General features: G+C 67.7%; 23 protein-coding genes and 1 tRNA gene. 14 read left to right on the forward strand and 10 right to left on the reverse strand.

The features are described from left to right. The first annotated feature begins 73 nt into the window (after positions 1-73). Complete coding sequence (locus IHQ52_RS03955; protein ID WP_006437464.1) at positions 74-487, forward strand: phenylalanine--tRNA ligase subunit alpha; 414 nt, start codon at positions 74-76, stop codon at positions 485-487. A gap of 99 nt (positions 488-586) precedes the next feature. Here the strand turns inward: IHQ52_RS03955 and IHQ52_RS03960 are convergent, their stop codons facing one another. Next, the gene (locus IHQ52_RS03960; protein ID WP_006437465.1) at positions 587-1,147 is read right to left on the reverse strand and encodes an Rv1733c family protein; all 561 of its coding nucleotides are present in this window, start codon (positions 1,145-1,147) and stop codon (positions 587-589) included. Between the two features lie 398 nt (positions 1,148-1,545). Here IHQ52_RS03960 and IHQ52_RS03965 point away from each other — a divergent pair, with 398 nt between their 5' ends. Further along, the gene (locus tag IHQ52_RS03965) at positions 1,546-2,901 is read left to right on the forward strand and encodes an FAD/NAD(P)-binding protein (RefSeq protein ID WP_096272647.1); all 1,356 of its coding nucleotides are present in this window, start codon (positions 1,546-1,548) and stop codon (positions 2,899-2,901) included. Between the two features lie 37 nt (positions 2,902-2,938). On the opposite strand, the gene IHQ52_RS03970 is transcribed toward IHQ52_RS03965, so the two are convergent. The 4 genes from IHQ52_RS03970 to IHQ52_RS03985 all read right to left on the reverse strand — a co-directional run bounded on the left by IHQ52_RS03970 (position 2,939) and on the right by IHQ52_RS03985 (position 5,897). Then, positions 2,939-3,373: a hypothetical protein gene (locus IHQ52_RS03970; protein WP_096272644.1), complete on the reverse strand. Its 435-nt coding sequence runs from the start codon at positions 3,371-3,373 to the stop codon at positions 2,939-2,941. Next, complete coding sequence (locus tag IHQ52_RS03975; protein ID WP_006437468.1) at positions 3,370-4,554, reverse strand: globin domain-containing protein; 1,185 nt, start codon at positions 4,552-4,554, stop codon at positions 3,370-3,372. Before IHQ52_RS03975 ends, IHQ52_RS03970 begins: the two co-directional genes overlap by 4 nt. Positions 4,555-4,568: 14 nt before the next feature. Then, positions 4,569-5,075, reverse strand: coding sequence for an RrF2 family transcriptional regulator (locus IHQ52_RS03980; protein WP_006437469.1), 507 nt, complete (start codon positions 5,073-5,075; stop codon positions 4,569-4,571). Between the two features lie 66 nt (positions 5,076-5,141). Then, complete coding sequence (locus IHQ52_RS03985; RefSeq protein ID WP_006437470.1) at positions 5,142-5,897, reverse strand: DUF72 domain-containing protein; 756 nt, start codon at positions 5,895-5,897, stop codon at positions 5,142-5,144. A 368-nt stretch (positions 5,898-6,265) separates the two neighbouring features. On the opposite strand from IHQ52_RS03985, the gene IHQ52_RS03990 reads away from it, so the two are divergent. Beyond that, positions 6,266-6,760, forward strand: coding sequence for an FBP domain-containing protein (locus IHQ52_RS03990; RefSeq protein ID WP_006437471.1), 495 nt, complete (start codon positions 6,266-6,268; stop codon positions 6,758-6,760). Positions 6,761-6,798: 38 nt separating this feature from the next. On the opposite strand, the gene IHQ52_RS03995 is transcribed toward IHQ52_RS03990, so the two are convergent. Next, a complete protein-coding gene (locus IHQ52_RS03995; protein WP_006437472.1) occupies positions 6,799-8,148 on the reverse strand; it encodes a lipase family protein in 1,350 nt (449 codons plus the stop codon). A 144-nt stretch (positions 8,149-8,292) separates the two neighbouring features. On the opposite strand from IHQ52_RS03995, the gene IHQ52_RS04000 reads away from it, so the two are divergent. Next, positions 8,293-9,957 (forward strand): RecQ family ATP-dependent DNA helicase, encoded by a 1,665-nt coding sequence (locus tag IHQ52_RS04000; RefSeq protein WP_238064128.1) that lies wholly within the window; start codon positions 8,293-8,295, stop codon positions 9,955-9,957. A gap of 89 nt (positions 9,958-10,046) precedes the next feature. Here IHQ52_RS04000 and IHQ52_RS04005 read toward each other — a convergent pair. Further along, positions 10,047-10,132: transfer RNA gene (locus IHQ52_RS04005), tRNA-Leu, on the reverse strand. A gap of 276 nt (positions 10,133-10,408) precedes the next feature. Here IHQ52_RS04005 and IHQ52_RS04010 point away from each other — a divergent pair. The 7 genes from IHQ52_RS04010 to pknB all read left to right on the forward strand — a co-directional run bounded on the left by IHQ52_RS04010 (position 10,409) and on the right by pknB (position 20,273). Further along, entirely contained in the window at positions 10,409-11,758 is a 1,350-nt protein-coding gene (locus IHQ52_RS04010; protein WP_238064129.1) for a DUF3662 and FHA domain-containing protein, read from the forward strand. A 252-nt stretch (positions 11,759-12,010) separates the two neighbouring features. Further along, positions 12,011-12,475: an FHA domain-containing protein FhaB/FipA gene (locus IHQ52_RS04015; RefSeq protein ID WP_006437475.1), complete on the forward strand. Its 465-nt coding sequence runs from the start codon at positions 12,011-12,013 to the stop codon at positions 12,473-12,475. Continuing rightward, the gene (locus tag IHQ52_RS04020) at positions 12,472-13,968 is read left to right on the forward strand and encodes a PP2C family protein-serine/threonine phosphatase (RefSeq protein WP_096272640.1); all 1,497 of its coding nucleotides are present in this window, start codon (positions 12,472-12,474) and stop codon (positions 13,966-13,968) included. The genes IHQ52_RS04015 and IHQ52_RS04020 overlap by 4 nt, the downstream gene beginning before the upstream one ends. Beyond that, positions 13,965-15,398 carry an FtsW/RodA/SpoVE family cell cycle protein gene (locus IHQ52_RS04025; protein WP_006437477.1) on the forward strand — a complete coding sequence of 478 codons (1,434 nt, stop codon included), beginning with the start codon at positions 13,965-13,967 and terminating at the stop codon, positions 15,396-15,398. The genes IHQ52_RS04020 and IHQ52_RS04025 overlap by 4 nt, the downstream gene beginning before the upstream one ends. After that, the gene (locus IHQ52_RS04030; RefSeq protein ID WP_006437478.1) at positions 15,395-16,894 is read left to right on the forward strand and encodes a peptidoglycan D,D-transpeptidase FtsI family protein; all 1,500 of its coding nucleotides are present in this window, start codon (positions 15,395-15,397) and stop codon (positions 16,892-16,894) included. The genes IHQ52_RS04025 and IHQ52_RS04030 overlap by 4 nt, the downstream gene beginning before the upstream one ends. Next, complete coding sequence (locus tag IHQ52_RS04035) at positions 16,891-18,252, forward strand: protein kinase domain-containing protein (protein ID WP_006437479.1); 1,362 nt, start codon at positions 16,891-16,893, stop codon at positions 18,250-18,252. Before IHQ52_RS04030 ends, IHQ52_RS04035 begins: the two co-directional genes overlap by 4 nt. A 71-nt stretch (positions 18,253-18,323) precedes the next feature. Next, complete coding sequence (gene pknB, locus IHQ52_RS04040; RefSeq protein ID WP_024497916.1) at positions 18,324-20,273, forward strand: Stk1 family PASTA domain-containing Ser/Thr kinase; 1,950 nt, start codon at positions 18,324-18,326, stop codon at positions 20,271-20,273. Between the two features lie 35 nt (positions 20,274-20,308). On the opposite strand, the gene IHQ52_RS04045 is transcribed toward pknB, so the two are convergent. Further along, complete coding sequence (locus tag IHQ52_RS04045) at positions 20,309-20,968, reverse strand: aminodeoxychorismate/anthranilate synthase component II (RefSeq protein ID WP_024497917.1); 660 nt, start codon at positions 20,966-20,968, stop codon at positions 20,309-20,311. Between the two features lie 161 nt (positions 20,969-21,129). On the opposite strand from IHQ52_RS04045, the gene crgA reads away from it, so the two are divergent. Both crgA and IHQ52_RS04055 read left to right on the forward strand, forming a co-directional pair. Beyond that, positions 21,130-21,420 carry a cell division protein CrgA gene (crgA, locus tag IHQ52_RS04050; protein WP_096272635.1) on the forward strand — a complete coding sequence of 97 codons (291 nt, stop codon included), beginning with the start codon at positions 21,130-21,132 and terminating at the stop codon, positions 21,418-21,420. 118 nt (positions 21,421-21,538) lie between these two features. Then, positions 21,539-22,051: a PH domain-containing protein gene (locus tag IHQ52_RS04055; RefSeq protein ID WP_096272633.1), complete on the forward strand. Its 513-nt coding sequence runs from the start codon at positions 21,539-21,541 to the stop codon at positions 22,049-22,051. Positions 22,052-22,061: 10 nt separating this feature from the next. Here IHQ52_RS04055 and IHQ52_RS04060 read toward each other — a convergent pair whose 3' ends face one another. Together IHQ52_RS04060 and IHQ52_RS04065 are read right to left on the reverse strand one after the other, a co-directional pair. Beyond that, positions 22,062-22,817 carry a rhomboid family intramembrane serine protease gene (locus IHQ52_RS04060; protein WP_394855168.1) on the reverse strand — a complete coding sequence of 252 codons (756 nt, stop codon included), beginning with the start codon at positions 22,815-22,817 and terminating at the stop codon, positions 22,062-22,064. A 161-nt stretch (positions 22,818-22,978) separates the two neighbouring features. Continuing rightward, positions 22,979-23,500, reverse strand: coding sequence for a peptidylprolyl isomerase (locus tag IHQ52_RS04065; protein WP_096272629.1), 522 nt, complete (start codon positions 23,498-23,500; stop codon positions 22,979-22,981). Between the two features lie 147 nt (positions 23,501-23,647). On the opposite strand from IHQ52_RS04065, the gene IHQ52_RS04070 reads away from it, so the two are divergent. Further along, positions 23,648-23,827: a hypothetical protein gene (locus tag IHQ52_RS04070; protein ID WP_096272627.1), complete on the forward strand. Its 180-nt coding sequence runs from the start codon at positions 23,648-23,650 to the stop codon at positions 23,825-23,827. Positions 23,828-24,344: the final 517 nt, after the last annotated feature.

A 24,344-nucleotide genomic window follows, 5' to 3' on the forward strand; every position in this document is an offset into this window, starting at 1 on the left:
GACGGTGGCCTGTCTTTCTGCGACGACGACCCCGGCGGACACGGCCTGGCGTGTGAAACGAAAAGGATGAGTGATGACAGCGATCGAACACGCCGCAATTCGTGTGCACATCTTGGGAATCACATTGCAATCGGACGTGTCCGAGCATCGGCTCCTGGAGGAACTGCGTCGCCGCGGTTACCGCGTGCAGCCAAGCGATCTACGCCTGGCGCTCGACGACATCGTCAAACGGGGCCTGATCGAGCGGCACGACACAATGCGGAGATGCCGAAATCGTCGCACCTACGAGGCGACACCGGCCGGTCGCATGGCGTGGGCCGACGAGTGCCGTGCCTTGAGCAAATTCGCCCACGAAGTGTTCGGGGCCCAGCTTCCGCCGCTGCCGGCGCAAGTCGGTCTCGACGACTCGCAGGCGTGGTTATCCGCACCCCGTCGACAGAACGGTGAGACAAAGACCTCTCGGGCGACCGGTCGACGTGCGTTCTAGGCTCTGTCCGGCGCTGAGTTCGCTGTCCCGCGCGACCTGGTCAGCCCGTTGGCCTGCGGATCGACCTCTGACGTAACCCGAACTCTCGCTTTCCTGCGTTCAGTGGTGGCTGTCGATGTCGAACCGGCACCACTCAGCTTCCCATCGCTGCGCCCGATACCGATCTGTTATGGCCCGGACGAGCCAGGTCAGTAGCCACCACCCCAGCGCTGTGACGATGACAGCTCTTCCGCCAGTCGCGAAGGCGTGCAACATGGCGTCTGCAGTAGTGGCGGGCCGGTCGACCACCTCACCGTCCGGAGCCAGCCAGATCTTTCGTGTTCCACCGACGCGGTCCTGACGCTCACGCCCAACTGCTGCCGTGATCTGGCGACCGTCGCGTTCTGACCACACGACGAATGATGTGTCGTTGTCCTGCTTCGGAGTGCCGACCACCTTCGCGATCACCGCGTGCCGTGGAGGCTGGTTCTCAACGACAACCTTGTTTCGGGCGTAGGCGTCACTACCCATGGTCAGTGCGACCAACACTCCCAGCAGACCCATCAACGAGAGGACGGCCAGCAGCACGCTTTCAAGACGGTCGGCCGAACGCACCAGCTCGTTCGATGACACATGCATGACCCGCCAGCTGTGCAACTCGCGAGACAAGAACCGCAACATGGCTCGCCTCCAAACCGGGAGTTCTGACTACGGTGCCCGACCCACTCACAATCAGGCCTCCCCTCGAGTCAACATGGCGGCGCGAACCGAGAAAAGGGACTTACGTAGTACGAGAAGGGCATTAAGGATGACGGTGCCCCCCGCACGTCACCGTCTGCTACCACATGCCCGACAGGCGGTAGCCGCTCGAGGCCTCGGGGGTCCGGAGGGCGACGCATCAGCGCGCTGTCTCGGGCAGTGGGGTCACCGGCCCGCAGCCAGTGACTGCCGACGCTGCCGCTGCGCCTCGTCCAACCGGGCGGGACCGGTCTGCTGTAAGAAGTACCGGTGCCAGAAATGCGTCCCCGTCCACGAGCCGGATCCGCCTGTTCGGGCTTCGTCGGCGCAGGTGTCGGCTGATGCGCGTCATCGTGGTCGGGGCCGGCGCCGCCGGCTCGTTCGTCGTGTTCCACCTGGCTCGACTGCTGGCCGCGGACGAACGGACAGACGCACTCGAGGTCGTGGTCATCGACCCGGTCGACCAGGTCGCCGGGCCGGCCTTCGGCACCACAGATCCTGCCCACCTCCTGAACGTCCCCGCATCGGGGATGTCGGTGGACCCGGACGAGCGGTTCGACTTCGTGGACTGGTGCCGGTCGGAGGGGCTGGTCGCCGGCGAACAGGCGCACTACTTCTTCGCCCCGCGGACGCAGTGGGCCCGCTACCTCCGAGCCCGGCTGGCGGAGGCCTGCGAACGCGCCGGAGACCGGCTGAGTGTCCGGCACCTGCGTGACGACGCCACCACCGTCACCGCCGTGGGTGACGGCGTTCGCGTGGAGACGGCGGGCGGGACAGTCGTCGACGGGGACCGCCTGGTGCTCGCGACCGGACTTCCCGGCGTGGGCGACGACTGGGCGCCGTGCGACCTGAGTGAACAACCTCGATACATCGCCGACCCGTGGCTGCCCGACGCCCTCGAACCGGTGCTGGCCGACGACGGGGACGTCCTGGTGGTCGGTACGGGCCTCACCATGGTCGACGTGGCGATCAGCCTGCTGAAGTCCGGCGACGACCGACGCGTGGAAGCCATCTCGCGCGGGGGTCGATTGCCTCGACGTCATGCCGACACGTATCTCGGCGAGGTCGTCCCCGACACCTCGACGTGGGGCGACAACCTGGACGAGATCCGGGCTGCGGTCGCCACCCATGTCGCGAGAATCGAACGCCTGCTGGGGAACTGGCGACCCGGCGTCGACGGTGTGCGCTACCGGATCGCCGAATTGTGGAGGCGGCTCGACGAGACAGACCGCCGCGCCTTCGTCCGCGACCTCGCCGGGGACTGGGGTGTGCGTCGTCATCGGATGCCGCCGTCGAGCGGTGCGCTGATCGACGAGGCCCGGCGGACGGGTCGTCTCGTCGTGCGCTCGGGGCGGATCACCCGAGTCGACGCGGTCCCGGGCGGTCTGGTCGTCGCGACCGGCGCGGATGAGCGCACCTATGCCTGGATCGTGAACTGCACCGGCCCGCAGACGGATCTGCGGCGACTCGGCAATCCCGTCCTCGACTCGATGTTCGACGCCGGACTGGCGACGACCGACCCGCTCGGTCTGGGTCTGGTCACCGACGACGGTCGTGTCCTCGACGCCGCCGGCCGTCCGGGCCCGATCTGGACACTGGGATCGCTGCGCCGCGGTGAACTCTGGGAGTCCACCGCCATACCCGAGATCCGCACGCAAGCAGAGGAATTGGCCGCGTCGCTCATCGGTGACACCTGAGGTCACCGATGAGCGACGGGTTGCTCGGGTCAGCTCGTCAGGTCGCGCTGACGAGTACCGCCGTGCCGAGCCAGATCAGCGCGGCCACCTTGATCACCTCGACGCCGACATAGACGAGATGCGCTGAGCTACGCGGACCGTCGTGTCCGGCCAGCACGGCGTCGGACCGCTTGGTGAGGGCCGGCCGGACGGCGATGAGCTGGACGACCAACGCCGCGACCGCAACCCCGGTGGCAGTCGGTATGGCCGCCCCCGGCCACGAACCGAGTACGACGGCGACCAGGATGGCGACCGCCCAGACGAGCTCCGCGGCGTTGAGAGCACGGAAGACCAGCCGGCCGATCCCGAGACCGATGGGCAGGGTCACGCCCGGCGCCCGGAACTTCAGCGGCGCCTCCAGAAAAGAGATCGCGACGACCATGCCGAGCCACACGAAGGTGAGCGCGGTGACCACCGCCGCGGCGGTGCTCATCGGGCACCCGATCGCAGGAGTTCCGGACCGAAGGTCTCGTAGTGGATTCGGCTCTCCGCGATGTCGCGGCCGAGGAACTCCTCACGCATCGAGGACAGGAATCCGGTGGGGCCACAGAGCATCACATTCGACTCGGGGTGCACCTCGACGTTGTCCAGCGACATCTGCCCGACCCGGACCGAGTCGGAGACGATGTGCGGCGAGGTGTTCTCATACCACTGGATGAGTCGACCGGTCGGCAGCGAGTCCACCAGTGCGGCAAGCATTCCGCGATGCGGCTGACGGTCGCGGGAACGATCGGCGTGCAGGACAGTCACCGGACGCGCGTCGCCCTTCTCCGACAGTGCGGTCAGCAGGCCGATCACCGGCGTGCACCCGATCCCGGCCGAGGCCAGCAGCAACGGGGCGTCGTCGTCGGGCAGGACGAGATCGCCGAAGGGAGTGCTGACCCGCAGGGTGTCGCCTTCGAAGACGTTCTCGTGCAGGTGGGCCGAGACCTCGCCGGCGAGTTTGACGCTGAAGCGCCACTGCGCGTCGACGGGAGACCCCGTCAGGCTGTACTGGCGGATCTGCTGGGCGCCGTCACTCAGCGGGACCTGCACCGAGATGTACTGTCCGGGGCGGAACCCCGGGAGGTCGCCGCCGTCGACGGCGGCGACCGTGAGAGCGATCGTGTCGGGCGAGACCTGGACGCGGTCGGTGACCCGGACCTCGCGCCACACCTGACCGGGCTCGACACCCGCAGCGGCATAGAGGTCGGATTCGGAGGCGATGAGCAGATCCGCCATGTCCCAGTACAACTGGTCCCAAGCGTCGGCCACCTCCGGCGTGACGGCATCGCCGAGAACCTCGACGATGGCCGCGAACAGGTGCTGGTGGACGACCTTGTACTGATCGGCGGTCACACCCAGCGAGGCGTGCTTGTGCGCGATCCGGTCCAGGATGAACCGCTGGCGTCGAACATCGGGTTCGAGCTGGAGACGCGCGAAGGCGGCGACCGAACCGGCGAGGGCCTGCGGCTGTTCACCGCTCTTCTGGTGGGTGCGGTTGAACAGGTTGTCCAGCAGGTTCGGATGTGCGTCGAACAGCCCGCGATAGAACCGCGGGGTGATCTCGGTGAGAGCCCCCTCGACTGCGGGCAGGGTCGCTGCGAGAGTGGCGCGTTGGGTGTCGGACAGCATGAGAACTCCTCTGTTCACTTGCTCACTGGGTGAGAGTCTCCGGCCTCCGGCCGGAAGTCGTTGTCACCGTTGGGTGGCCGCGTCGACAACGACAGCAGCACCGCGGTGGTCGGCTCGCCGGCGAGATCGGCGACGGTTTCGGAATCGAGGCTGTCGTAGAACGCGGCGGCCGCCCGGGCGAGCGCACCCCGGAGATGGCACCCGCGGCGCAGCGGGCACGGCTGCGGACCTTCGCAATCGACGACCTCCCCGTCACCTTCGAGGGATCGCGCGAGCCAGCCCACGCGTGCTTCGCGACCGAGGTCGGTGATCGTCAGACCACCGGCCCGGCCACGGCGCGCATGGACGACACCCATCTCCGACAGCCTGCCGACGACCTTCGCGACATGCGTGTACGGGACGGCGAGCTCCGCCGCGAGATCCTTCGTGGTGAGAGATGGTGCAGCCGAGGACTGTTCGCCGGCGACGGCGAGTCGCATCACGACCCGGAGGCCGATGTCGGTGAAGCGTGTCAGCTGCATGCGGCAAGTGAAACATAAATTGGCACCATTGATACCAATTTATGTGACGTGTTCTCTGTCACTCGGCTATCGCGGTGCGACCGTCCTCACAGGTATCCCCAGGGTCTGTGCGCGCCGAATCATGGTGCGCGCATTGTCGATCGCGGCGCAGCCGGGGTCGTTGTTGAAGTACACGTAGACGTCGCACTCAGCGTCGAAGCTGTCGCGCAAGCGGCGCAGCCAGGTGTCGATAGCGCGGACGCCGTAACTCATCGGCCGTCTGGCGGTGCCGTCGTGCATGCGCAGGTATCCGAAGTCGGCGGTCCGCCACAGCGGGGTGAGGATCCGACTACGGCGATCGGCCCAGCACAGCGCGGCGTTGTGCCGTTCGAGGACCTCACGTACCTCGTCGGTCCACCAGGACTCGTGACGCGGCTCGACCGCGAGCTGAACACTGTCCGGGAACAGCTTCAGGGTGTCGGCGAGGGCGTCAGGCTCTGCCCGGAGGTTGGGCGGGAGCTGCAACAGCACAGGTCCCAGCTTCGTCCCGAGGCCGGCGGCACGGTCGAGAAAGCGTTCGACCGGTTCGGCCGGCTCCTTCAGCCGCTTCACATGCGTGAGATAGCGGCTCATCTTCGCCGCCATCCGGAAGTCTGCGGGAACCGCGTCCGCCCAGTGCTCGAACGCCGTCTTCTCGGGCAGCCGGTAGAAGGTGTTGTTCACCTCCGCCGTCGTGAACCGTTCCGCGTAATAGTTCAGCCACAGCCGCTGCGGGAGCTTCTCGGGATAGAACGCGCCGCGCCAGTCCTTGTACTGCCAGCCGGAGGTACCGATGTGGAGCATGCTGCTCACCTCGGGCCGCGTGCCGACACGGCCGGCTCGACACGCTCGTCCGGATTTCGCACGCCCGTCGTGGGAATCACCACGGTCGGGTACCCGCGTTCGGCATGTGCCAATCGCCGCCGGTGAGGCACCGGCGGCAGAGTGCGTTCCTCGATCGTGGTTATTTCCGTTGACAGAGTCGCATCGGGACGCGAGCATCTGGTTCATGCATCTGTTCGTGTCGTCGCCCGCTGGGCGTGAGGAGGTCGTCGGCGTCGCGCGCGCCGACGGTTGAGTGACCTGCCCCGACCGGCGCGATTACCGCATCCGCGGACCGCACCGGTCGACGCATGCCCTCATTCCTTCCCGACACCCGAGGTGTTTTCTTCATGCATGCTCTGACCGAGTCCGAGATCCGCTCTTCCCTCGTCAATGCGACCGTCCGCGAACGCAAATCACTCATCCTGCCGCCCGATTTCGAGGAAACGAATTGGGAGCGGACGGATTTCGTCGGCTGGCGAGATCCGAAGCAGCCGGTGGTCGGCTACGTCGTCATCCCGACCGACGTCGAGCCGGTCGGCATCATGCTCCGGCTGGGCGGACGCCAGCCGCGCAAACGCCCCCTGTGTTCGTTCTGCGAGGACGTCCTCCTGCCCAACGACGTCGCCTTTTTCAGCGCCAAGCTCGCCGGTGCCGCCGGACGCAAGGGCGACACCATCGGCACCTTGATCTGCTCGAACTTCGAGTGCTCGAAGAACGTCCGGATGAAGCCGCCGCCGACGTTCGGCGGCCATGACCCGGAAGCCGTCCGGCAGCAGCGAATCGAGTCGCTGCGAACACGCCTCGCCGGCTTCGCCGGGCGCGTGCTCGGCACGTCCACGTGAACGGCGAGCCGAGCCCACCGCCGAGCTTCAGCGAGTGATCACGCGGTCTGTTCCGACGGCGGGACCGGCATCGTCACGTCCGTGGTCAAGTCGGTTCCCTCGGTCGACGCGACGAGGTCGCCCCGCCGCTCGGCCACCGAGCCGCGCAGCCGTCGGGTCACCTGTCGCAGCGCCCACGCGGGCGACGGCTGTCCGGCGAGCGTCGTCACCGTGCGATCGGTCGCCGGACGACCGGCGAGCCGGTTCGCGAGCCAGGACACGGCCATCGGGCCGGACAGCGGTAGGAGCGAGATGTGCTCGCTGAGCTGATCCCGGACATATGTGACGGGCACCCCCTGCTCGCGGTAGCGGGCGACCTGCCGGTCGACGTCGGCGACAGCGATGATCGGATCGCGCACCGCCTGCACGACGAGCAACGGGATGTCGGGACGATGGGTGCCGAGCTGCACGTCGCTCATCATCTCGACGATCTCGCGCTGGGCCAGGACGTCGGCGAGCGGGATGTCGAGGTATCGGTCGATGTCGTGGTTGCGGAACCGGCGCACCGCGTGCAGCGTCGGCATCTCGGCGATCTCGTCGAGATGCCGAAGCCCGGACGGGGTCGCGTGCTGCAGGATCACCTGGTCGAGCTGTGGATACACCCGGCGCAGACCGGCGATCACCATGACGGGCAGACCGGCATGCAGGCTCCCGTTGAGTCGCAGGAGCGCCGAGGCCATGTCACCGACCGGTGATCCGAGGACGGCGCCGACCAGCCGCAGTTCCGGTGCATACTCCGGCGCCATCTCCGCAGCCCACGACGTCGCCATACCGCCACCGGAGTAACCCCACAATCCGACGGGGGTGTCGTGTGAGAGTTCGTGATGGGTGAAGGCCAGCGCCGCGCGGATACCGTCGAGGGTGCGATATCCGGGCTCTCGCGGAGCGCCCCAGGCGCCGAGCATGCCCTCGTGGTCGGGGATGGAGACCGCCCAGCCCTTCGCAAGTGCGCGACGCACCACGAGGAATTCGAAGGGTGCGATGGTGTGCCCCGACCGGGCACCCTTTCGCAGCGCGTACGACGGGAAACTCTGCGAGGTGACGGCATCGATCGCGCACTGGAACGACAGCAGCTGGAATTGCCCCTCGCCGGCCCGTCGCCGCGGCAGCACGACCGTGGTGGCAGCCACCCCGGCGACGCCACGAAGGTCCGTCGACCGATACAGCAGTTGCCAGGCATCGGTGCGGTGCTGGGAAGCCCAGTAGTCCTTGAGCTCGACCTGCCGGCACCGGATGATGTCTCCCGGGGCCAGGGCGGCCACATCGGCCGGCTCGTCGTAGAACGGATCGTGCACAGGAAGCAGCACGTCGGCAGGCTCGTGCTCTCCTCGATGAACACCGGTGGTCATCGTCAAACCTCATCTCCGGGACGCCTCCGCGCCCTGTACCGGATACTCAACGGATTCCGCGTTCACGGCATTCCGGGCGACGTTCTCTCGACGATGGCACGTCGTGGTCTTCCCGTGGTTCGTCTGGAAGGAGAAGCTGCGAGGATGACCGAATCGATCGACGAACGCCGTCGTGCGGAGCTGCGGCGGATCGCCCGCGAGGACTTCGGCTGGACCATGTTGCGACCCGGGCTGATCGAGGCGATGGAGCCGCTCCTCGACGGCCGCGACGTGCTTGCGGCGATGCGCACCGGATACGGGAAGTCGGCGATCTATCAGGTGGCCGGCGCCATGCTCGACGGGATCACCCTCGTCATCTCCCCGTTGATCGCGCTGCAGCACGACCAGGTGGCCGGGATCTCCGCCGCCGACGACGCACCGATCGCCGTCGCCCTCAACTCCGCGCTCGGTCCGCGGGCGCTGACCCGTGCGTGGGACCTCGTGACCGCCGGGGGCGCCGAGTACGTGTTCGTCGCACCCGAACAGCTGGCGAAGACCCAGGTGGTCGACCGTCTCCGCGACGCGGGCGTCTCGCTGGTCGTGGTCGACGAGGCACACTGCATCGCCGCGTGGGGCCACGACTTCCGCCCCGATTATCTGCGTCTGGGTGCAACGATCGCCGGCCTGGCGGCGCCGAGGTCGCCTCGTCCGCCGGTCCTGGCCCTGACCGCAACCGCGTCGCCACCGGTCCGCGACGAGATCATCACCGAACTGCGCATGCGGGAACCAATCGTCGTCGCGACCGGGTTCGACCGTCCGAACATCCGGCTCGAGGTACGACGATCCGCCCACGCCACGGACAAGCGGCGCGCACTGATCGCTCGTGTCACCGACCTCGACGGATGCGGCCTGGTCTACGTCTCCACTCACCGGGCGGCGATCGAGTACGCGTCGTCATTGCGGGGGCGCGGGATCCGCGCCGCCGGATACCACGGAGGCCTGCGCGCGGTCGACCGGTCGCAGGTGCATGGCGACTTCCGTGCCGGCGAGGTCGACGTGGTGGTGGCGACGTCGGCGTTCGGGATGGGAATCGACAAACACGACATCCGGTTCGTCGTCCACGAGTCGGTGCCCGATTCGCTGGACAACTACTACCAGGAGATCGGGCGGGCGGGCCGCGACGGCGACCCGGCCCTGGCACTACTGTTCTATCGGCCCGAGGATCTGGCCCTGCGGCGGTTCTTCGCCGGTCGGCATCCCGTGGAGAACGTACTCCGCCGCGTGTTCGCGGCGCTCCGCCCGCACGGTGAGCCGATCCCGTTGCGTGACCTGGGTCGGCGACTCGACCTCCGGACACGCACCCTGATCAACTCCCTGAACCTTCTCGAGCAGGCCGGCGCGGTGCTGTCCGGACCCGACGGATACCGAGCCGGCCAGACGACGGCGGATGACGCGGTCGCCGGAGCGGTGCACGCCGCCGACGTCGGGGCCCGGATGGACACGTCCCGCGTGGAGATGATGCGCGGCTACGCCGAGACCGCCGACTGCCGACGCCGCTTCCTGCTCGGCTACTTCGGCGAACACCGTGTGGGTGCCTGCGGCAACTGCGACAACTGCCTGACGGGAGCGGCCCCACCCTCGGCGATCCTCGACGCCGACGTACCGTTCCCACTCAATCACCGTGTGCGGCACGAAGACTGGGGAGAGGGCGAGGTGGTCCGCGTCGAACCGGATCGAGTGACCGTGCTCTTCGACGAGCAGGGTTACCGCACGCTGTCGCTCGACGCCGTGCAGCGGTCGCAGGTGTTACGTGTCGTCGGAGAGCAGTGAGCGGGAACCGCGATACCGCCGGCCCGAAACAAGAAGGCCAGACCGCGTTTTCGCAGTCTGGCATCTGACACCGGGTGAGCTTCCGCTCGTGGTGGGCGAAGGGGGACTTGAACCCCCACGTCCCGAAGGACACTGGCACCTGAAGCCAGCGCGTCTGCCATTCCGCCACTCGCCCGTGGCCGCCGGAGTTCCGGCGGGCATGTCGTCGAACTGGGTTCGTCCGGCGACTGGACGACGATAACAGCACCGCGCCCCTACTACAAAACCCGGGTCTCCGCGGGCATTCGCAGCGTCGGTGACCTGCGGCACCGGTGACTGGCCAGACACCTGGGGCAGGTGTTACACACGATGCACCAGTTGTCGCGGTGGCACAGTTGTCCGTTCTTGTCGCTATCATCAAACAAGGCCATATGCACGGCGACACGCTCGAATGCCGCGAAAGGAGGTCTCGGTGGGGATCCTGCAACGAATTGAACGCAAGCTCGAAGGTGCTGTTGACGACGGCTTTGCGCGAGTTTTCGGTGGTCAGGTGGCCCCGCAGGAGATCGAGAACGGCCTGGCGCGCGAAGCCGAGGAGTCGCTGGAGAACCTCGGCGACGGTACCGTCCTTGCGGCGAACAGCTACACATTGCTGTTGAGTCCGACCGATCACGAGCACATCGCGGCGGAATACGAACTGAACCGCAAGACTTTCTCGAAGCATTTGGAACACTTCCTCCATGACAACGGGTGGCAGACCTACGGCAAGGTCGTCGTAGAGTTCGAGCAATCGCCATCCCTGCACACCGGGATCTTCCGTGCGCGCGGCACGGTGAACCCGGACGCACGGCCCCGACCGGTGCCGCCGCGTTCGGAGCAACCACACGGCGCACCACCACCGAAGGCCCCTCGCCCACCGGCCAGTCCCCCGGCCCCGAATCCTCGCCCGGCCGCACAAGCCTTTCCCGCCGACGCCCTCGACCAAGGAGCCCCCAAGATGACTCAGAACCCCGGATACGACCAGCGCAGGGGCGCCGATCCCGCTTACGACCAGCAGGCCTACGAGCAGCAGGGCTACGACCAGCAGGGCTACGGACAGCAGGGCTACGAGCAGTACGGTCAGCAGCCCGGCTACGAGCAGGGGTACGACCAGCAGGGCTACGGACAGCAGCCCGCCGGCTATGAACAGCAGGGTTACGGCCAGCAGCCCGGCTACGGCCAGCAGGGCTACGGTCAGCAGCCCGCCGGCTACGAACAGCAGGGTTACGGCCAGCAGCCCGGCTACGGCCAGGGCTATGAGCAGCAGGGCTACCAGCAGCCCGCCGGCTACGAGCAGCAGGGTTACGGCCAGCAGCCCGGCTACGGCCAGCCCGGATACGAACAGCAGGGCTACGGACAGCAGCCCGGCTACGACCAGGGTTACGGCCAGCAGGGCTATTCGCAGCAGGGCTACGGTCAGCAGCCGGCCGCCTACGACTACCAGGGTGGCTACGACCAGGGTTACGGCGCGGGACGTCCCGCCGCCGGCTACGCCCCGACGTCGATCACCCTGCTCCTCGAGGACGGCAGCAACCGCACCTTCCAGCTGCACGAGGGTTCCAACGTGATCGGTCGCGGCCAGGACGCGCAGTTCCGTCTGCCCGACACCGGTGTGTCGCGTCGCCACGTGGAGATCCGCTGGGACGGCACCACCGCGATGCTCACCGACCTCAACTCGACCAACGGCACCACCGTCAACGATCTGCAGGTCAACACCTGGGAACTCGCCGACGGCGACCGCATCCGCGTGGGTCACTCCGACATCACCGTCCGGTTCCAGTAGGCCCGGCAACCGCCGACGAACGCCCCGTGGAACACGGGCGGCGATCGTCGCTGATCGAGGCGATCCGGCGACTGTGCGCGGGCGGTTGATACTGAACTGTCATATGTGAATGAACGGGTTCGGCGGAACTGCCCATAAGATGCACACGGGGTCCGCCGGTTGCGATCGGCAGTCGAGATCGACACCCGCCCGGTACGGCTTGCCGAGTACGACTGAACCGAGATGTGACGGCGCTGGAGGTGAACACACGAGATGCAGGGCTTGGTGCTGCAATTGACCCGTATCGGGTTCCTGCTGTTGCTGTGGTTGTTCGTCTTCGCCGTGATCCGGACTCTTCGTGCCGATATCGCCTCGGCCGGCGGCATGCGCATCCCGCGCTACTCGGGTGGCGCCGACAAGCGTCGACGCAGCGGTGGGGTACGCGGCGCGGCCCGCTACCTCGTCGTCACGCACGGCGCCCTGGCCAACACCCGCATCAGCCTCGGCCAGCAGCCGGTGCTGCTCGGCCGTGCCGACGACTCGACCCTCGTCCTCACCGACGACTACGCCTCGGAACGTCACGCACGCCTCTCCAGACGGGGTGACGACTGGTATGTCGAAGACCTCGGTTCCACCAACGGCACCTATCTCGACCGGTCCAAGGTGACGACTGCCGCCAAGGTCCCGCTGAACACGCCGATCCGCATCGGCAAGACCGTGATCGAGTTGCGCCCGTGACACTTGTGTTGCGCTACATCGCGCGCAGCGACCGCGGTCTCGTCCGGTCCAACAACGAGGACTCCTTCTACGCCGGTCCGCGCCTGCTCGCGCTCGCCGACGGCATGGGCGGACACGCGGCCGGCGAGGTCGCCAGTCAGCTCGTCATCCGTGCCCTGTCCGAACTCGACGAGGACGAGCCCGGCGGCGATCTGCTGAGCCAGCTCGACCGCGCCACACGCGCGGGCAACGAGGCCATCGCCGCACAGGTCCACGAGGCGCCCGAGCTCGACGGCATGGGCACCACGCTCACCGCCATCCTCTTCGCCGGCAGCCGAATCGGACTGTGCCACATCGGCGATTCACGCGGCTACATGTACCGCGACGGTGTACTCAACCAGATCACCCGCGACGACACCTTCGTGCAGACACTCGTCGACGAAGGCCGGATCACCGCCGAGCAGGCACACACGCACCCGCAACGGTCGCTGATCATGCGGGCGCTGACCGGCAGCGAGGTCGAACCCACACTCACCATGCGCGAGGCCCGCGCCGGCGACCGGTACATGCTCTGCAGCGACGGGCTGTCCGACGTCGTGAGCGAGGAGACCCTCGCCGAAACCCTCGGCTCGATCGCGGATCCGAAGGAATGCGCCGACCGCTTGATCGAACTCGCCCTGCGCGGTGGCGGCCCGGACAACGTGACCGTCGTCCTCGCCGACGTCGTCGACACCGAGTACGGCGACTCTCGCCCGATCGTCGGCGGAGCCGCCGGCGGCCACGAGGAGCACTACATCCCCGATCCCGCGACCGCTGCCGGGCGCGCCGCCGCGCTGCGTCCGCCGGCCGCCCAGCCGCAGCGCCCGACGGTCCTGACCGAGGACGACGCGCCGCCGAAGCACAAGAGCACGTGGCGTCGGTGGCTTGCCGTCGGTGTCGCGGTCGCGGTCGTCGTCGCACTGGTCGCCGGATTCTTCGCCGTCCGCGCGGTCGTGCAGAGAAACTACTACGTGGCCGCCGACTCCGGCGGGGACGTCGTGATCCATCAGGGTTCGCCGGCCGACTTCCTCTTCGTGTCGATGAGCGAACCCGTGACACGGGTATGCGTCGAGAATCTCGACCAGGAGAAACCCACCTACACCTTCATCCCGTACGACGACACCTGCAAGATCTCGCTCAACGTCGACGATCTCGTGTCCGGACCGGCTCAATCGGTGAAGAACGTGATGATCCGCGACCGCAGCGCCGAGGAGATCGAGGGCGTGGTGACCAAGGAGCTCACCTTCCGCTGCGACAATGCTCCGTCGTCGACTCCTCCGCCTCCGCCGTCCACGCCGACCCCGCCCCCGGCCTCGAGCGCACCGCCCGCTCCCCGTGCCTCCGCGAACCCGTCCGGCATCCCCCAGCGAGGTGCCACCGAGTCGGTGGCTCCGCCCGCACCGGGCGCTGCACCCGCCGAGAAGCCCGCACCTCCACAGGACGCCGGTACCAGCTGCCGGCAGCAGGTGAGATGACTCAAGCCGCGCCCACCCCGCATGCCCCGCCTCGCGAGCCCGCGACGAGTACCGGCCGAAACGCCGAGCTACTCCTGCTGGTGTTCGCCATCGGTCTCGTGACGGTGGCCCTTCTCGTCGTCCAAGCCGCCCAGGGCCAGAACCTGACGTGGGACATCGTCAAGTACGTCGCCGCGTACACGGCGCTGTTCGGGATCGCCCACCTGGTCGTACGACGCTACGCGCCGCACGCCGACCCGATCCTGCTCCCCGTCGTCGCCGTGCTCAACGGGCTGGGTCTGGTGCTGATCCACCGCCTCGACCTCGGGTCCGGCAACACCGGCGAGTCGATCAACCCGACCGAGTCGACCAACAACGCCGACCAGCAGTTGCTGTGGGCCGGTCTGGGCATCATCGCGTTCTCGGCGGTGCTGATCCTCATCCGGGATCACCGCACCCTGTCGCGGTACGCCTACACCCTCGGCCTCGGCGGACTGATCTTCCTGATCATCCCGGCGATCCTGCCGAGCGCGTTCTCGGAGATCAACGGCTCCAAGAACTGGATCATCACGCCGTTCTTCTCGATCCAGCCGAGCGAGTTCTCGAAGATCCTGATCATCATCTTCGCCGCGGCGGTCCTGGTGTCGAAGCGCGACCTGTTCATCACCGCGGGCCCGCACGTCCTCGGCGTCGACCTCCCCCGCGCCCGCGACCTCGGTCCCTTGATCGCCGCCTGGGCCATCGCCATCGCGGTGATGGTGGTCCAGAAGGACCTCGGCACGTCGCTGCTGATCTTCGCGACCATCCTGACGATGCTCTACGTGGCCACGTCCCGGGTCGAATGGCTGGTCCTCGGCATCGGTCTGTTCGCCATCGGCGCCGTGCTGGCGTGGTCGATCTTCTCCCATCTGCAGACGCGTGTCTCGGTGTGGCTCAACCCCTTCGAGGACTTCGACGGCTCGGGCTACCAGATCGGTCAGAGCCTGTTCGGCTTGGCCACGGGCGGTCTGTTCGGCACCGGCCTCGGTTCCGGACGACCCAACATCGTGCCGTTCGCCAACACCGACTTCATCATCTCGACCATCGGTGAGGAACTCGGGCTCGCCGGGCTCACCGCGATCCTGCTGCTCTACATGGTGTTCATCCATCGCGGCCTGCGCACCGGCATCGCCGTCCGGGACAGCTTCGGCAAGCTTCTCGCCACGGGCCTGGCGTTCACCATCGCCATGCAGATCTTCGTCGTGGTCGGTGGCGTCACCAAGCTCATCCCGCTGACCGGTCTGACGACGCCGTTCCTGTCCTACGGCGGATCGTCGCTGCTGGCCAACTACATCCTCGTCGCGCTGCTCATCCGGATCTCCAACGCCGCCCGCGAACCCGATCCGGTGAAGAAACGTCCGGCGGCCAAGCCGGTTGAAGCGCTGCCCACCCAGGTGGTGAAGCGCCGATGAACAAGCCGATCCGAAACGTGTCGATCGCGGTGATCGTGATGATCGTCGCGCTGCTGGCCAACGCCACCTACGTCCAGGTGTTCAAGGCCGACGCCCTGAAGACCGACCCGCGCAACAACCGGGTCCTGCTCGACGAGTACTCGCGCCAGCGCGGCCTGATCACCACCGCCGACGGCACGGTGATCGCCCTGTCGGTGCCCATCGACAGCCGCCTGAAGTTCCTGCGTCAGTACCCGCGGGAAGGCGCCGAGGCATTCGCGCCGGTCACCGGCTACTACTCGTTCCAGTACCTGGCGAGCCAGATCGAGCACTACGAGAACTCCATCCTCAACGGATCCGACGACCGCCTTTTCGGCCAGCGGTTCATGGACATGTTCTCCGGCCGCGACCCGCGTGGCGGCAATGTCGTCACGACGATCAACCCGAAGGTCCAGCAAGCTGCGTACCGCGCCATGCTCAACGGGCCGTGCGACGGACCGTGCCGCGGCGCGGTGGTGGCGCTCCAGCCCAACACCGGCAAGATCCTGGCGATGGTCTCGACCCCGAGCTACGACCCCAACAAGCTCGCCAGCCACGACCAGGAAGTTCGTGAGAGCAGCTGGGAGGCGTGGAACCGTCCCGGCGACACCGCACAGCCGATGCTCAATCGCGCGATCAGCCAGCTGTACCCGCCGGGGTCGACCTTCAAGGTCGTCACCTCGGCGGCCGCGCTCCGCGACAACATCACCCCGGGCATCCGCCTCACCGCGTCACCGAGTTTCCCGCTGCCGGGCACCAACGTGTCCCTGCCGAACTACGGCGGACAGGCCTGTCCGGGGTCCTCGGGCGGAACCGTGTCGCTGGAGACGGCGTTCAAGTACTCGTGCAACACCGCGTTCGCCGAACTCGTGACAGAGAAGATGTCGGACGCGATCCCCAAGTTCACCGAGACCGCGAGCCTGTTCGGCCTCGATCAGCCCGGCCCGGACATCCCGATCCCCGTCGCCGACTCGACCGTGGGTCAGATCCCGTCTCTCGACGTTCTCGCACAGGCATCCATCGGACAGCGGGATGTACGGCTCACGCCGCTACAGAACGCCATGATCGCGGCGACCGTCGCCAACGGAGGGGTGCGTATGCAGCCGTACCTGGTCGATAAGCTCCAATCGGCGGATCTGCGAACCTTGCAGACCACACCGCCGACCACCGCCAACAAACCGATCACACCGGAGCAGGCGGCCGAGCTGACATCGATGATGATCGAGTCCGAGCGCTCCACCGCGGGAGCCGGCGGACCGGTGTCGATCGCGTCGAAGACCGGCACCGCCGAGAGCGGTTCGAGCACCGAGACCCCGTACGCCTGGTACATCGCGTTCGGACCGTCGTCGAATGCACAGATTGCCGTGGCCGTCGTGGTGGAGAATGGACAATTCGGTGCGGACTCGGTCGGCGGGACCGTCGCCGCACCGATCGGACGAGAAGTGATCAACTCACTGGTGGGAGGTGGCAGTCGATGACCCTGCAGAACGGCACCACCATCGGTGATCGTTACCGGCTCATCCGTCTGATCGCGACGGGCGGCATGGGCCAGGTGTGGGAAGCCCTCGACACACGCCTGAACCGTCGTGTCGCGGTGAAGGTCCTCAAGGCCGAGTACACGAGCGACCCGGAGTTCATCGCGCGGTTCCGCGCGGAGGCGCAGACGACCGCGAAACTCAACAACCCGGGCATCGCCAACGTCTTCGATTACGGCGAGACGCCGGATTACAACGGTGGCCACCCGCTGGCCTATCTGGTGATGGAACTGGTCGACGGTGAGCCGCTGAACTCGGTGATCTCGCGTCTCGGCCGGCTGTCGCTGACCAACACGCTCGACATGCTCGAACAGACCGGCCGGGCCCTGCAGGCCGCGCACAGTCAGGGTCTGGTGCATCGCGACGTCAAGCCGGGCAACATCCTGATCACTCCCACCGGCCAGGTGAAGATCACCGACTTCGGTATCGCCAAGGCCGTCGACTCCGCGCCGGTCACCAAGACCGGAATGGTCATGGGCACCGCGCAGTACATCTCTCCCGAGCAGGCCACCGGCGACGAGGCGACTGCCGCGTCCGACGTGTACTCGCTCGGCGTCGTCGGCTACGAGGCCCTCACCGGCCGGCGCCCGTTCCTCGGCGACGGTGCGATCACCGTGGCGATGAAACACATCCGCGAATCACCGCCGCCACTGCCGTCCAACCTGCCCTCGGGTGTCCGTGAGCTCATCGAGATCACGATGGCCAAGGATCCACGCCAGCGTTACGCCAGCGGTGGCGAGTTCGCCGACGCGGTGGCCGCCGTCCGCGCGGGTCGCCGACCCCCGCGACCGGGGGCCATCGCCGGTGCCGCAGCGGGCGCTGCCGGGGCCGCGGCGCTGGGCAACACCGTCGCAACCCGCGCCGCGACGTCGCCGGGCACCGCTTCGCGTCCCGTCACACCGCGTCCGACGTCCCGGACGGCGGTCGCGCCGCCACCGGACAACAGCTGGACGACCGGCCAGAAGGTCCTCGCCGGTGTGGCCGCCGCGTTGCTGGTCGGTGCGATCGGCCTGATCGGCTTCTACCTGGTCAGCAGCGGTGGCAGCGATGCCGCACCGCCGGCCCCGTCCACCTCCTCGACAGTCACCCAGACCACCACTGTGGCCCCGACCGAGGAACCGACGGAGACCACGACCACGCGACGCCCGACCCGCACCACCACGCGGGAGGAGACGACCACCAGCGAACAGACGACGGAGACGACGACACCGGCTCCGCCGACGACCACCGAGGACACGACGGACACCGGTGCCGCCACCGGTACCCCGTGCTTCCCCGGCGTGCCGTTCCCGCTGTGCTAGACCCCCGCGCCATGCTGATATCACGTCCGACCACCACACCGAGCTGAGATCCGAGGCTGACCCCGAGGCAGATGACGACACCACACCACCTCTCCGACCGCTACGAACTCGGCGAAACGCTGGGTTTCGGTGGCATGTCCGAGGTGCACTATGCCCGGGATCTGGTGTTGCACCGGGATGTGGCGATCAAGGTGCTGCGCGCCGACCTCGCGCGTGATCCGTCGTTCTATCTCCGGTTCCGGCGGGAAGCCCAGAACGCGGCGAAGCTGAATCACCCGACGATCGTCCAGGTCTTCGACACCGGTGAGGCCGAGACCGAGGACGGTCCGCTGCCGTTCATCGTGATGGAGTACGTCGACGGCGACACCCTGCGAGACGTGTTGCGCGCCAACGGTCCGATCGCACCGCGGCAGGCGATGACGTGGATGGCCGACGTCGCGGCCGCGATGGACTTCTCACACCGCAACGGCATCGTGCACCGCGACATGAAGCCGGCGAACGTGATGATCGACAAGTCCGGCGCGGTGAAGGTGATGGACTTCGGCATCGCCCGCGCGATGAGCGACTCGACGTCGACCATGACGCAGACGTCCGCGGTGATGGGCACCGCCCAGTACCTGTCGCCGGAGCAGGCCCGCGGCATCAAGGTCGACCCGCGCAGCGACATCTACTCGATGGGTTGTGTGCTCTTCGAGTTGCTCACCGGAGAACCGCCGTTCACCGGTGACTCACCCGTCGCGGTCGCCCACCAGCACGTGCACGAGGACCCGCCGTGGCCGTCGCACGTGCGCCCCGACATCCCGCGTGAGCTCGACTCCGTCGTACTCAAGGCGATGAGCAAGAACAAGGAGAACCGGTATCAGTCGGCCGCTGATCTGCGCGCTGACCTGATCCGGGTGCTCGCCGGCGGCAAGCCGTCGGCGCCGATGCTGCTCACCGACGAGGAGCGCACCGAGTTCATCGACACCGGGCCGCGACGCCCCACCCGGTCGGAGACGACCGGGCCCCGTCGCGCCGTCCCCGCGCGGGCCGGCGGCAACCATCGACGAGACGACGCATACCGGGACGACGCCGACGACGAGCCGCCACGCCGAAGGTCACGCCGACTGATGGCCGGCGCAATGGCCGCAGTGGTGCTGCTCGTCGGAACGCTGTTCCTCTGGTCCCCGTGGAGTTCGGGGTCCGATCCCGAAGTCACCGTGCCCGCGGTCAGCGGGCTGAGTTCCGACGACGCCCGGTCCTCCCTCGAACGCGCCGGTTTCGAGGTGCGGGTCCTCGAGGAACCCAGCCTCGACGTCGGGCCCGGACTGGCCACGAGGTCGACGCCGGGCGAAGGGGTCCTGGCGGCCGAGGGATCCGAGGTCGCGCTGTACATCTCGACCGGCCCACAACGGCACCGGATACCGTCTGACCTGGTCGGGAAGACCCCTTCGGAGGCGCAGGACGCCCTCAAGGTGCTCGGGTTCACCAATGTCAGGACCGAACGTGTCGACTCCCCGATCGACATGAAGGACAAGGTCGTCTCGACCGCACCGAAGATCGGCACCGAGGTGCCGGTGAACGGCGCGGTGGTCCTCAACGTGGGCAACGGCCCCAAGGAGATCACCGTCCGCGACGTCGTCGGCATGCCGGCGGACCGCGCCCGCGCGGTCCTCGAAGAGCTCGGTATGACGGTCGAGGTGATCGCGGTCGACTCGGAACAGCCCGCGGGCGAGGTCATCTCCACCTCTCCCGGGCCCGGTTCGACGGCCGAGCAGGGCAGCACGGTGCAGCTCTCGGTGTCCCGGGGCAACCTGTTCACCGTCCCGAACCTGCGGGGCAAGACCCCCGTCGAGGCCCAGGCATCCCTCGAGCAGGCGGGGTGGGAACGGTCGACGCTGACGCGTCAGACGCGCAACGTGCCGCTGAACAGTCCCGACAGCGGACGGGTCATCGGGCAGGACCCCCCGGCGGGTTCGAAGGCGCGCAAGAGCGGCGCGATCACCATCGTCGTCGGTCAGGCCAGCCTGCTGCCGAACTGACACCCTCGCTCCCTTTTAGTGCGAGTGGGGCGGCGTCAGCCGACCGCGCTGGCCATCTCAGCTTCGAGCGCCGCGACACGTGCCTCGTCAACCTCGATCCCGCAGATCTTGAGCCAGTTGGCGAGCATTCGGTGCCCGCCCTGGGTGAGAACGCTCTCGGGGTGGAATTGCACCCCGTGGATCGGCAGCTCGCGGTGGGCCATCGCCATCACGATGCCGGACTCGGTGCGTCCGGTGACGACGAGCTCGTCGGGGATCGTCTCGGGCAAGACGGTCAGCGAGTGGTAGCGGGTGGCGGTGAACGGATCCGGCAGGCCGGCGAGCACACCCTTGTCGTCGTGGAAGACCAGCGAGGTCTTTCCGTGCAGCAGTTCCGGGGCTCGGTCGACGGTCCCGCCGAAGGCAGCGCCGATCGCCTGGTGCCCCAAGCACACACCCAGCAGGGGGAGTTCCTCGGCAGCGGCCACCTCGACCATCGGCATCGTCGCACCGGCACGCTGCGGGGTGCCCGGTCCCGGGCTCAGCAGCACTCCGTCGAATCCGGCGACCGCCTCACGCAGATGTTCGGCGTCGAACGGGGTCAGACGCGGGTCGTCGTTGCGCCACACGACGGCCTCGACACCGAGCTGACCCAGGTATTGGACCAGGTTGTAGACGAAGCTGTCGTAGTTGTCGATGACCAGGATGCGGCTCACGGACAAAAGGCTACCGCCGAAAGCGGGTACCGCCGTCAGCGACCTGGTGAGATACCGTAGAAGTCGAGTGTTTCCGACCCCGGACCGCTCGTCGCCACGACGTTCGGGACGCCAGGGCACGCATACGACCGCTGCCGCGGTACAGCACAACAGAGGATGTCATGCCGAAGTCAAAAGTCCGGAAGAAGACCGACTACACGATCAACACCGCGAGCAGGACGCCGGTCAAGGTCAAGGCCGGCGCTTCGAGCACCATCTACGTGAGCGTGATGCTCGGCCTGATGCTCTTGGGGCTGGCCTGGCTCGTCGTCTACTACCTCGCCGCCACCCCCACCGCGTACGGCGGCGAGGGTCAGGTCCTCCACTGGATGGCGCAGCTCAACTCCTGGAACTTCCTCATCGGATTCTCGCTCATGGTGGCCGGCCTGTTGATGACCATGCGGTGGCGCTGATCGCATTGCGGCTCATGTGCCGGACGAATCGCTCTGAACTGCGGAAACACATGTGTGTAAGTTGTCCACAGTGTGGAAATAACATGTGTGTAAGTTCTCCCCACTGTGAGTAACTCCTGTGGATAACTCTGGCGACTCATCCACACACGCATGGTCGACGCCCGTCGGCGCGGGAGTCGCGGGCTGCCTCGGAGGAGTGATCCTGCTCGGCGGCGCGGTTCTGGTGTCCAACGACCCGGGCGGCTCCGTGCTCATGGGAATCGCCGGCATCCTGCTGGTCGGCCTGGGTGTCTACACGCTGGTCGTCCGGCCGCGCCTCGAACTCACCGCCGGATACCCGGCCACGCTGACCGTCCGCGGTCTGACCGGGCGACGCAGCTACACGCCCGACCGCGTCGAGCGCATCCGGCTGTTGTCGATGCGCCGCGTCGGGCGTCGGGTGGGACAACTCGAGATCGACGTCCTCGACGACGACGCCGAACCCGTCCGCCCGAATGACGGAACCGGGAAGGACGGACCCCGGGACGACACCCGGTTGCTGGTCTTCAGCCGATGGGATCTCGGCACCGACCTCATCTCGGTCGTCGACGAACTCCGCGCTGCGGGCTTCCACGTCGACGACGACAGATGACGTGTGAACGTCAGCGGATGTAGGTCAGCCCGTCGTAGGTGACGCCCCCGGCGACCCCCAGGCCGAGCGCGACGACGAAGAGCACGCCGAGCGCGATCCAGCCGACCCGGCCGGTCGCCTGCGGGGTCCGGCGCCCCTCGGGCAGGACCAGTCCCGGGAGATAGACGACGGCTGCGGTGGCCGCGGCACCGAAGGCGAGACCGCCGAGGTGCCCCAGGACGGAGATCCCGGGCAGCGAGAACGACAGGACCACGTTGAACCCGATGATCAACAGCACCGGCACCGGCGAGACCCGCGCCTTGAGGATGATCACCAGCATCGCGCCCATGAGGCCGTAGATGGCGCCCGAGGCGCCCGCGGTCAGGGCGCGGTCGTTCTCGAAGAGCATGACGGCGGCGCTGCCGCCCAACAGGGCGATCAGATACACCGCGAGGTAGCGGGCCATGCCGAGCGCGAGCTCCAGGTCACGGCCCAGGATGTAGAGCGAGAGCATGTTGACGGCCACATGCATCACGCTGAAATGCAGGAAGCCGGACGTCAGCAGTCGCCAGTACTCGCCGGCGGCGACGTCGCTCTTGAGCAGATCTCCGGAACTGAAGATCGTGGCGGCCCCGGGGTCGCCGAAGCCTCCCTGCACCGCGCACAGGAGGAAGACCAGGATGTTGATCCCGATCAGCGTGTAGGTGACGTAGGGCTTGCCCTCGGACAGCCGGGTCCTGGCCATCCTCCGGATCCCGCGGTCGCCGAAGGCCGGCGTCTGCTGGATGCCGTCACCTCGAAGACATTCGAGACAATGCTGGCCGACCGACGCCGGTCGAAGACACTCCGGACACGCCGGCCGCCCACACCGGCTGCAGGACAGGCCGGTGGGACGGTCGGGATGCCGGTAGCACACCGCCCGCTGGGGGGCGGTGTGTTCCGGAGTGGTCAGTTGACCTCGATCTTCTCGATGACGACGGCGTCGAGCGGACGATCCTGACGATCGGTCGACGTGGTCGCGATGGCGTCGACGACCTGCTGCGACGCGGGGTCGGTGACCTCGCCGAAGATGCTGTGGCGACGGTTGAGGTGCGGGGTCGGGCCGACGGTGATGAAGAACTGCGAGCCGTTGGTGCCCGGACCGGCGTTCGCCATGGCCAGCAGGTACGGACGGTCGAACTGCAGCTCGGGGTGGAACTCGTCGCCGAACTGGTAGCCGGGGCCGCCCATGCCGGTGCCGGTCGGGTCGCCGCCCTGGATCATGAATCCGGCGATCACGCGGTGGAACACCGAGCCGTCGTAGAACGGGCCGGAGTTGCCGCCGGACGCGTTCGGCTTGCTGTATTCCTTGCTTCCCTCGGCCAGGCCGACGAAGTTCTCGACGGTCTTCGGCGCGTGGTTCGGGAACAGGTCGACCTTGATGTCGCCGCGGTTGGTGTGGATGACTGCGGAGGTTTTCTGAGTGGTCACCCCACCATCCAACCACTTGTGGCCTTTCGGGTGGTCGGGAGATGGCTCTCAAATGCATGGATCCGATTCCGCAGACGTGGTCGGCGCGCGCAGGGTCACACGATCCGAGGTGGCATCGGCGGCCGTCCGGCTGGCACTCTGGTCGACATGCCGAAGAACTACCTCGTCGTCGCGGTGACCGTGCTCGCAGCGGCGCTCATCGCAGGTGCCGGCGCGGTCATCCTGCGTCGTACGCGCCAGGATCCGCCGCCGGTCTCCCCGACTGTTCCCCGCGTCGAAGAGGTCCGTCAGGCCCTCGTGGAGAGCACGGAATCACAGGCCTCGTGACGACACCGCCGACGGTCGATCCGGGCGTCGGCGGCGTCCACGGGTAATTTGAAACACGTGACCTCAGACGACGAGCGCTCTACGACCACGCCCGCCTCCCCCGGTGGCGCGTCCGAGCGGGCACGCGAGCTGTGGTCGATGTCCGACGACGCGAGGCCTCGCGACCCGGAACCGACCCGTTCCGGTCCGAGCGGCGCCGGCCCGGTGCCCACCGGCGGATCCCATGGCACCGCCCCCTGGGAGCGTGTTCCGAGCGCACCCATCAGTGCACCCTCCCCGCCCCGCGGTCGTGACCTGACCGAACCGAACCGTCCCGGGCCCGGCGGATCCTTCCCACCCGCATCGGGTGGCCCGACGCCCGGTGGTCCCACATCTGCCCAGCGTCCCGGTCCGCCTCCCGGCAGTCCCCGTCCCTCGGGCGGACCCGGCGGGCACGGCGGTCCGCGTCCGCAACCGCCCGGCACGAACGGTCCCCGCCCCGGCGGTGACCCGGGTCCTCCCCCACGTCCGGCCGGCG

Source organism: Gordonia amicalis (assembly GCF_022059885.1).
Classification (GTDB): Bacteria; Actinomycetota; Actinomycetes; order Mycobacteriales; family Mycobacteriaceae; genus Gordonia; species Gordonia amicalis.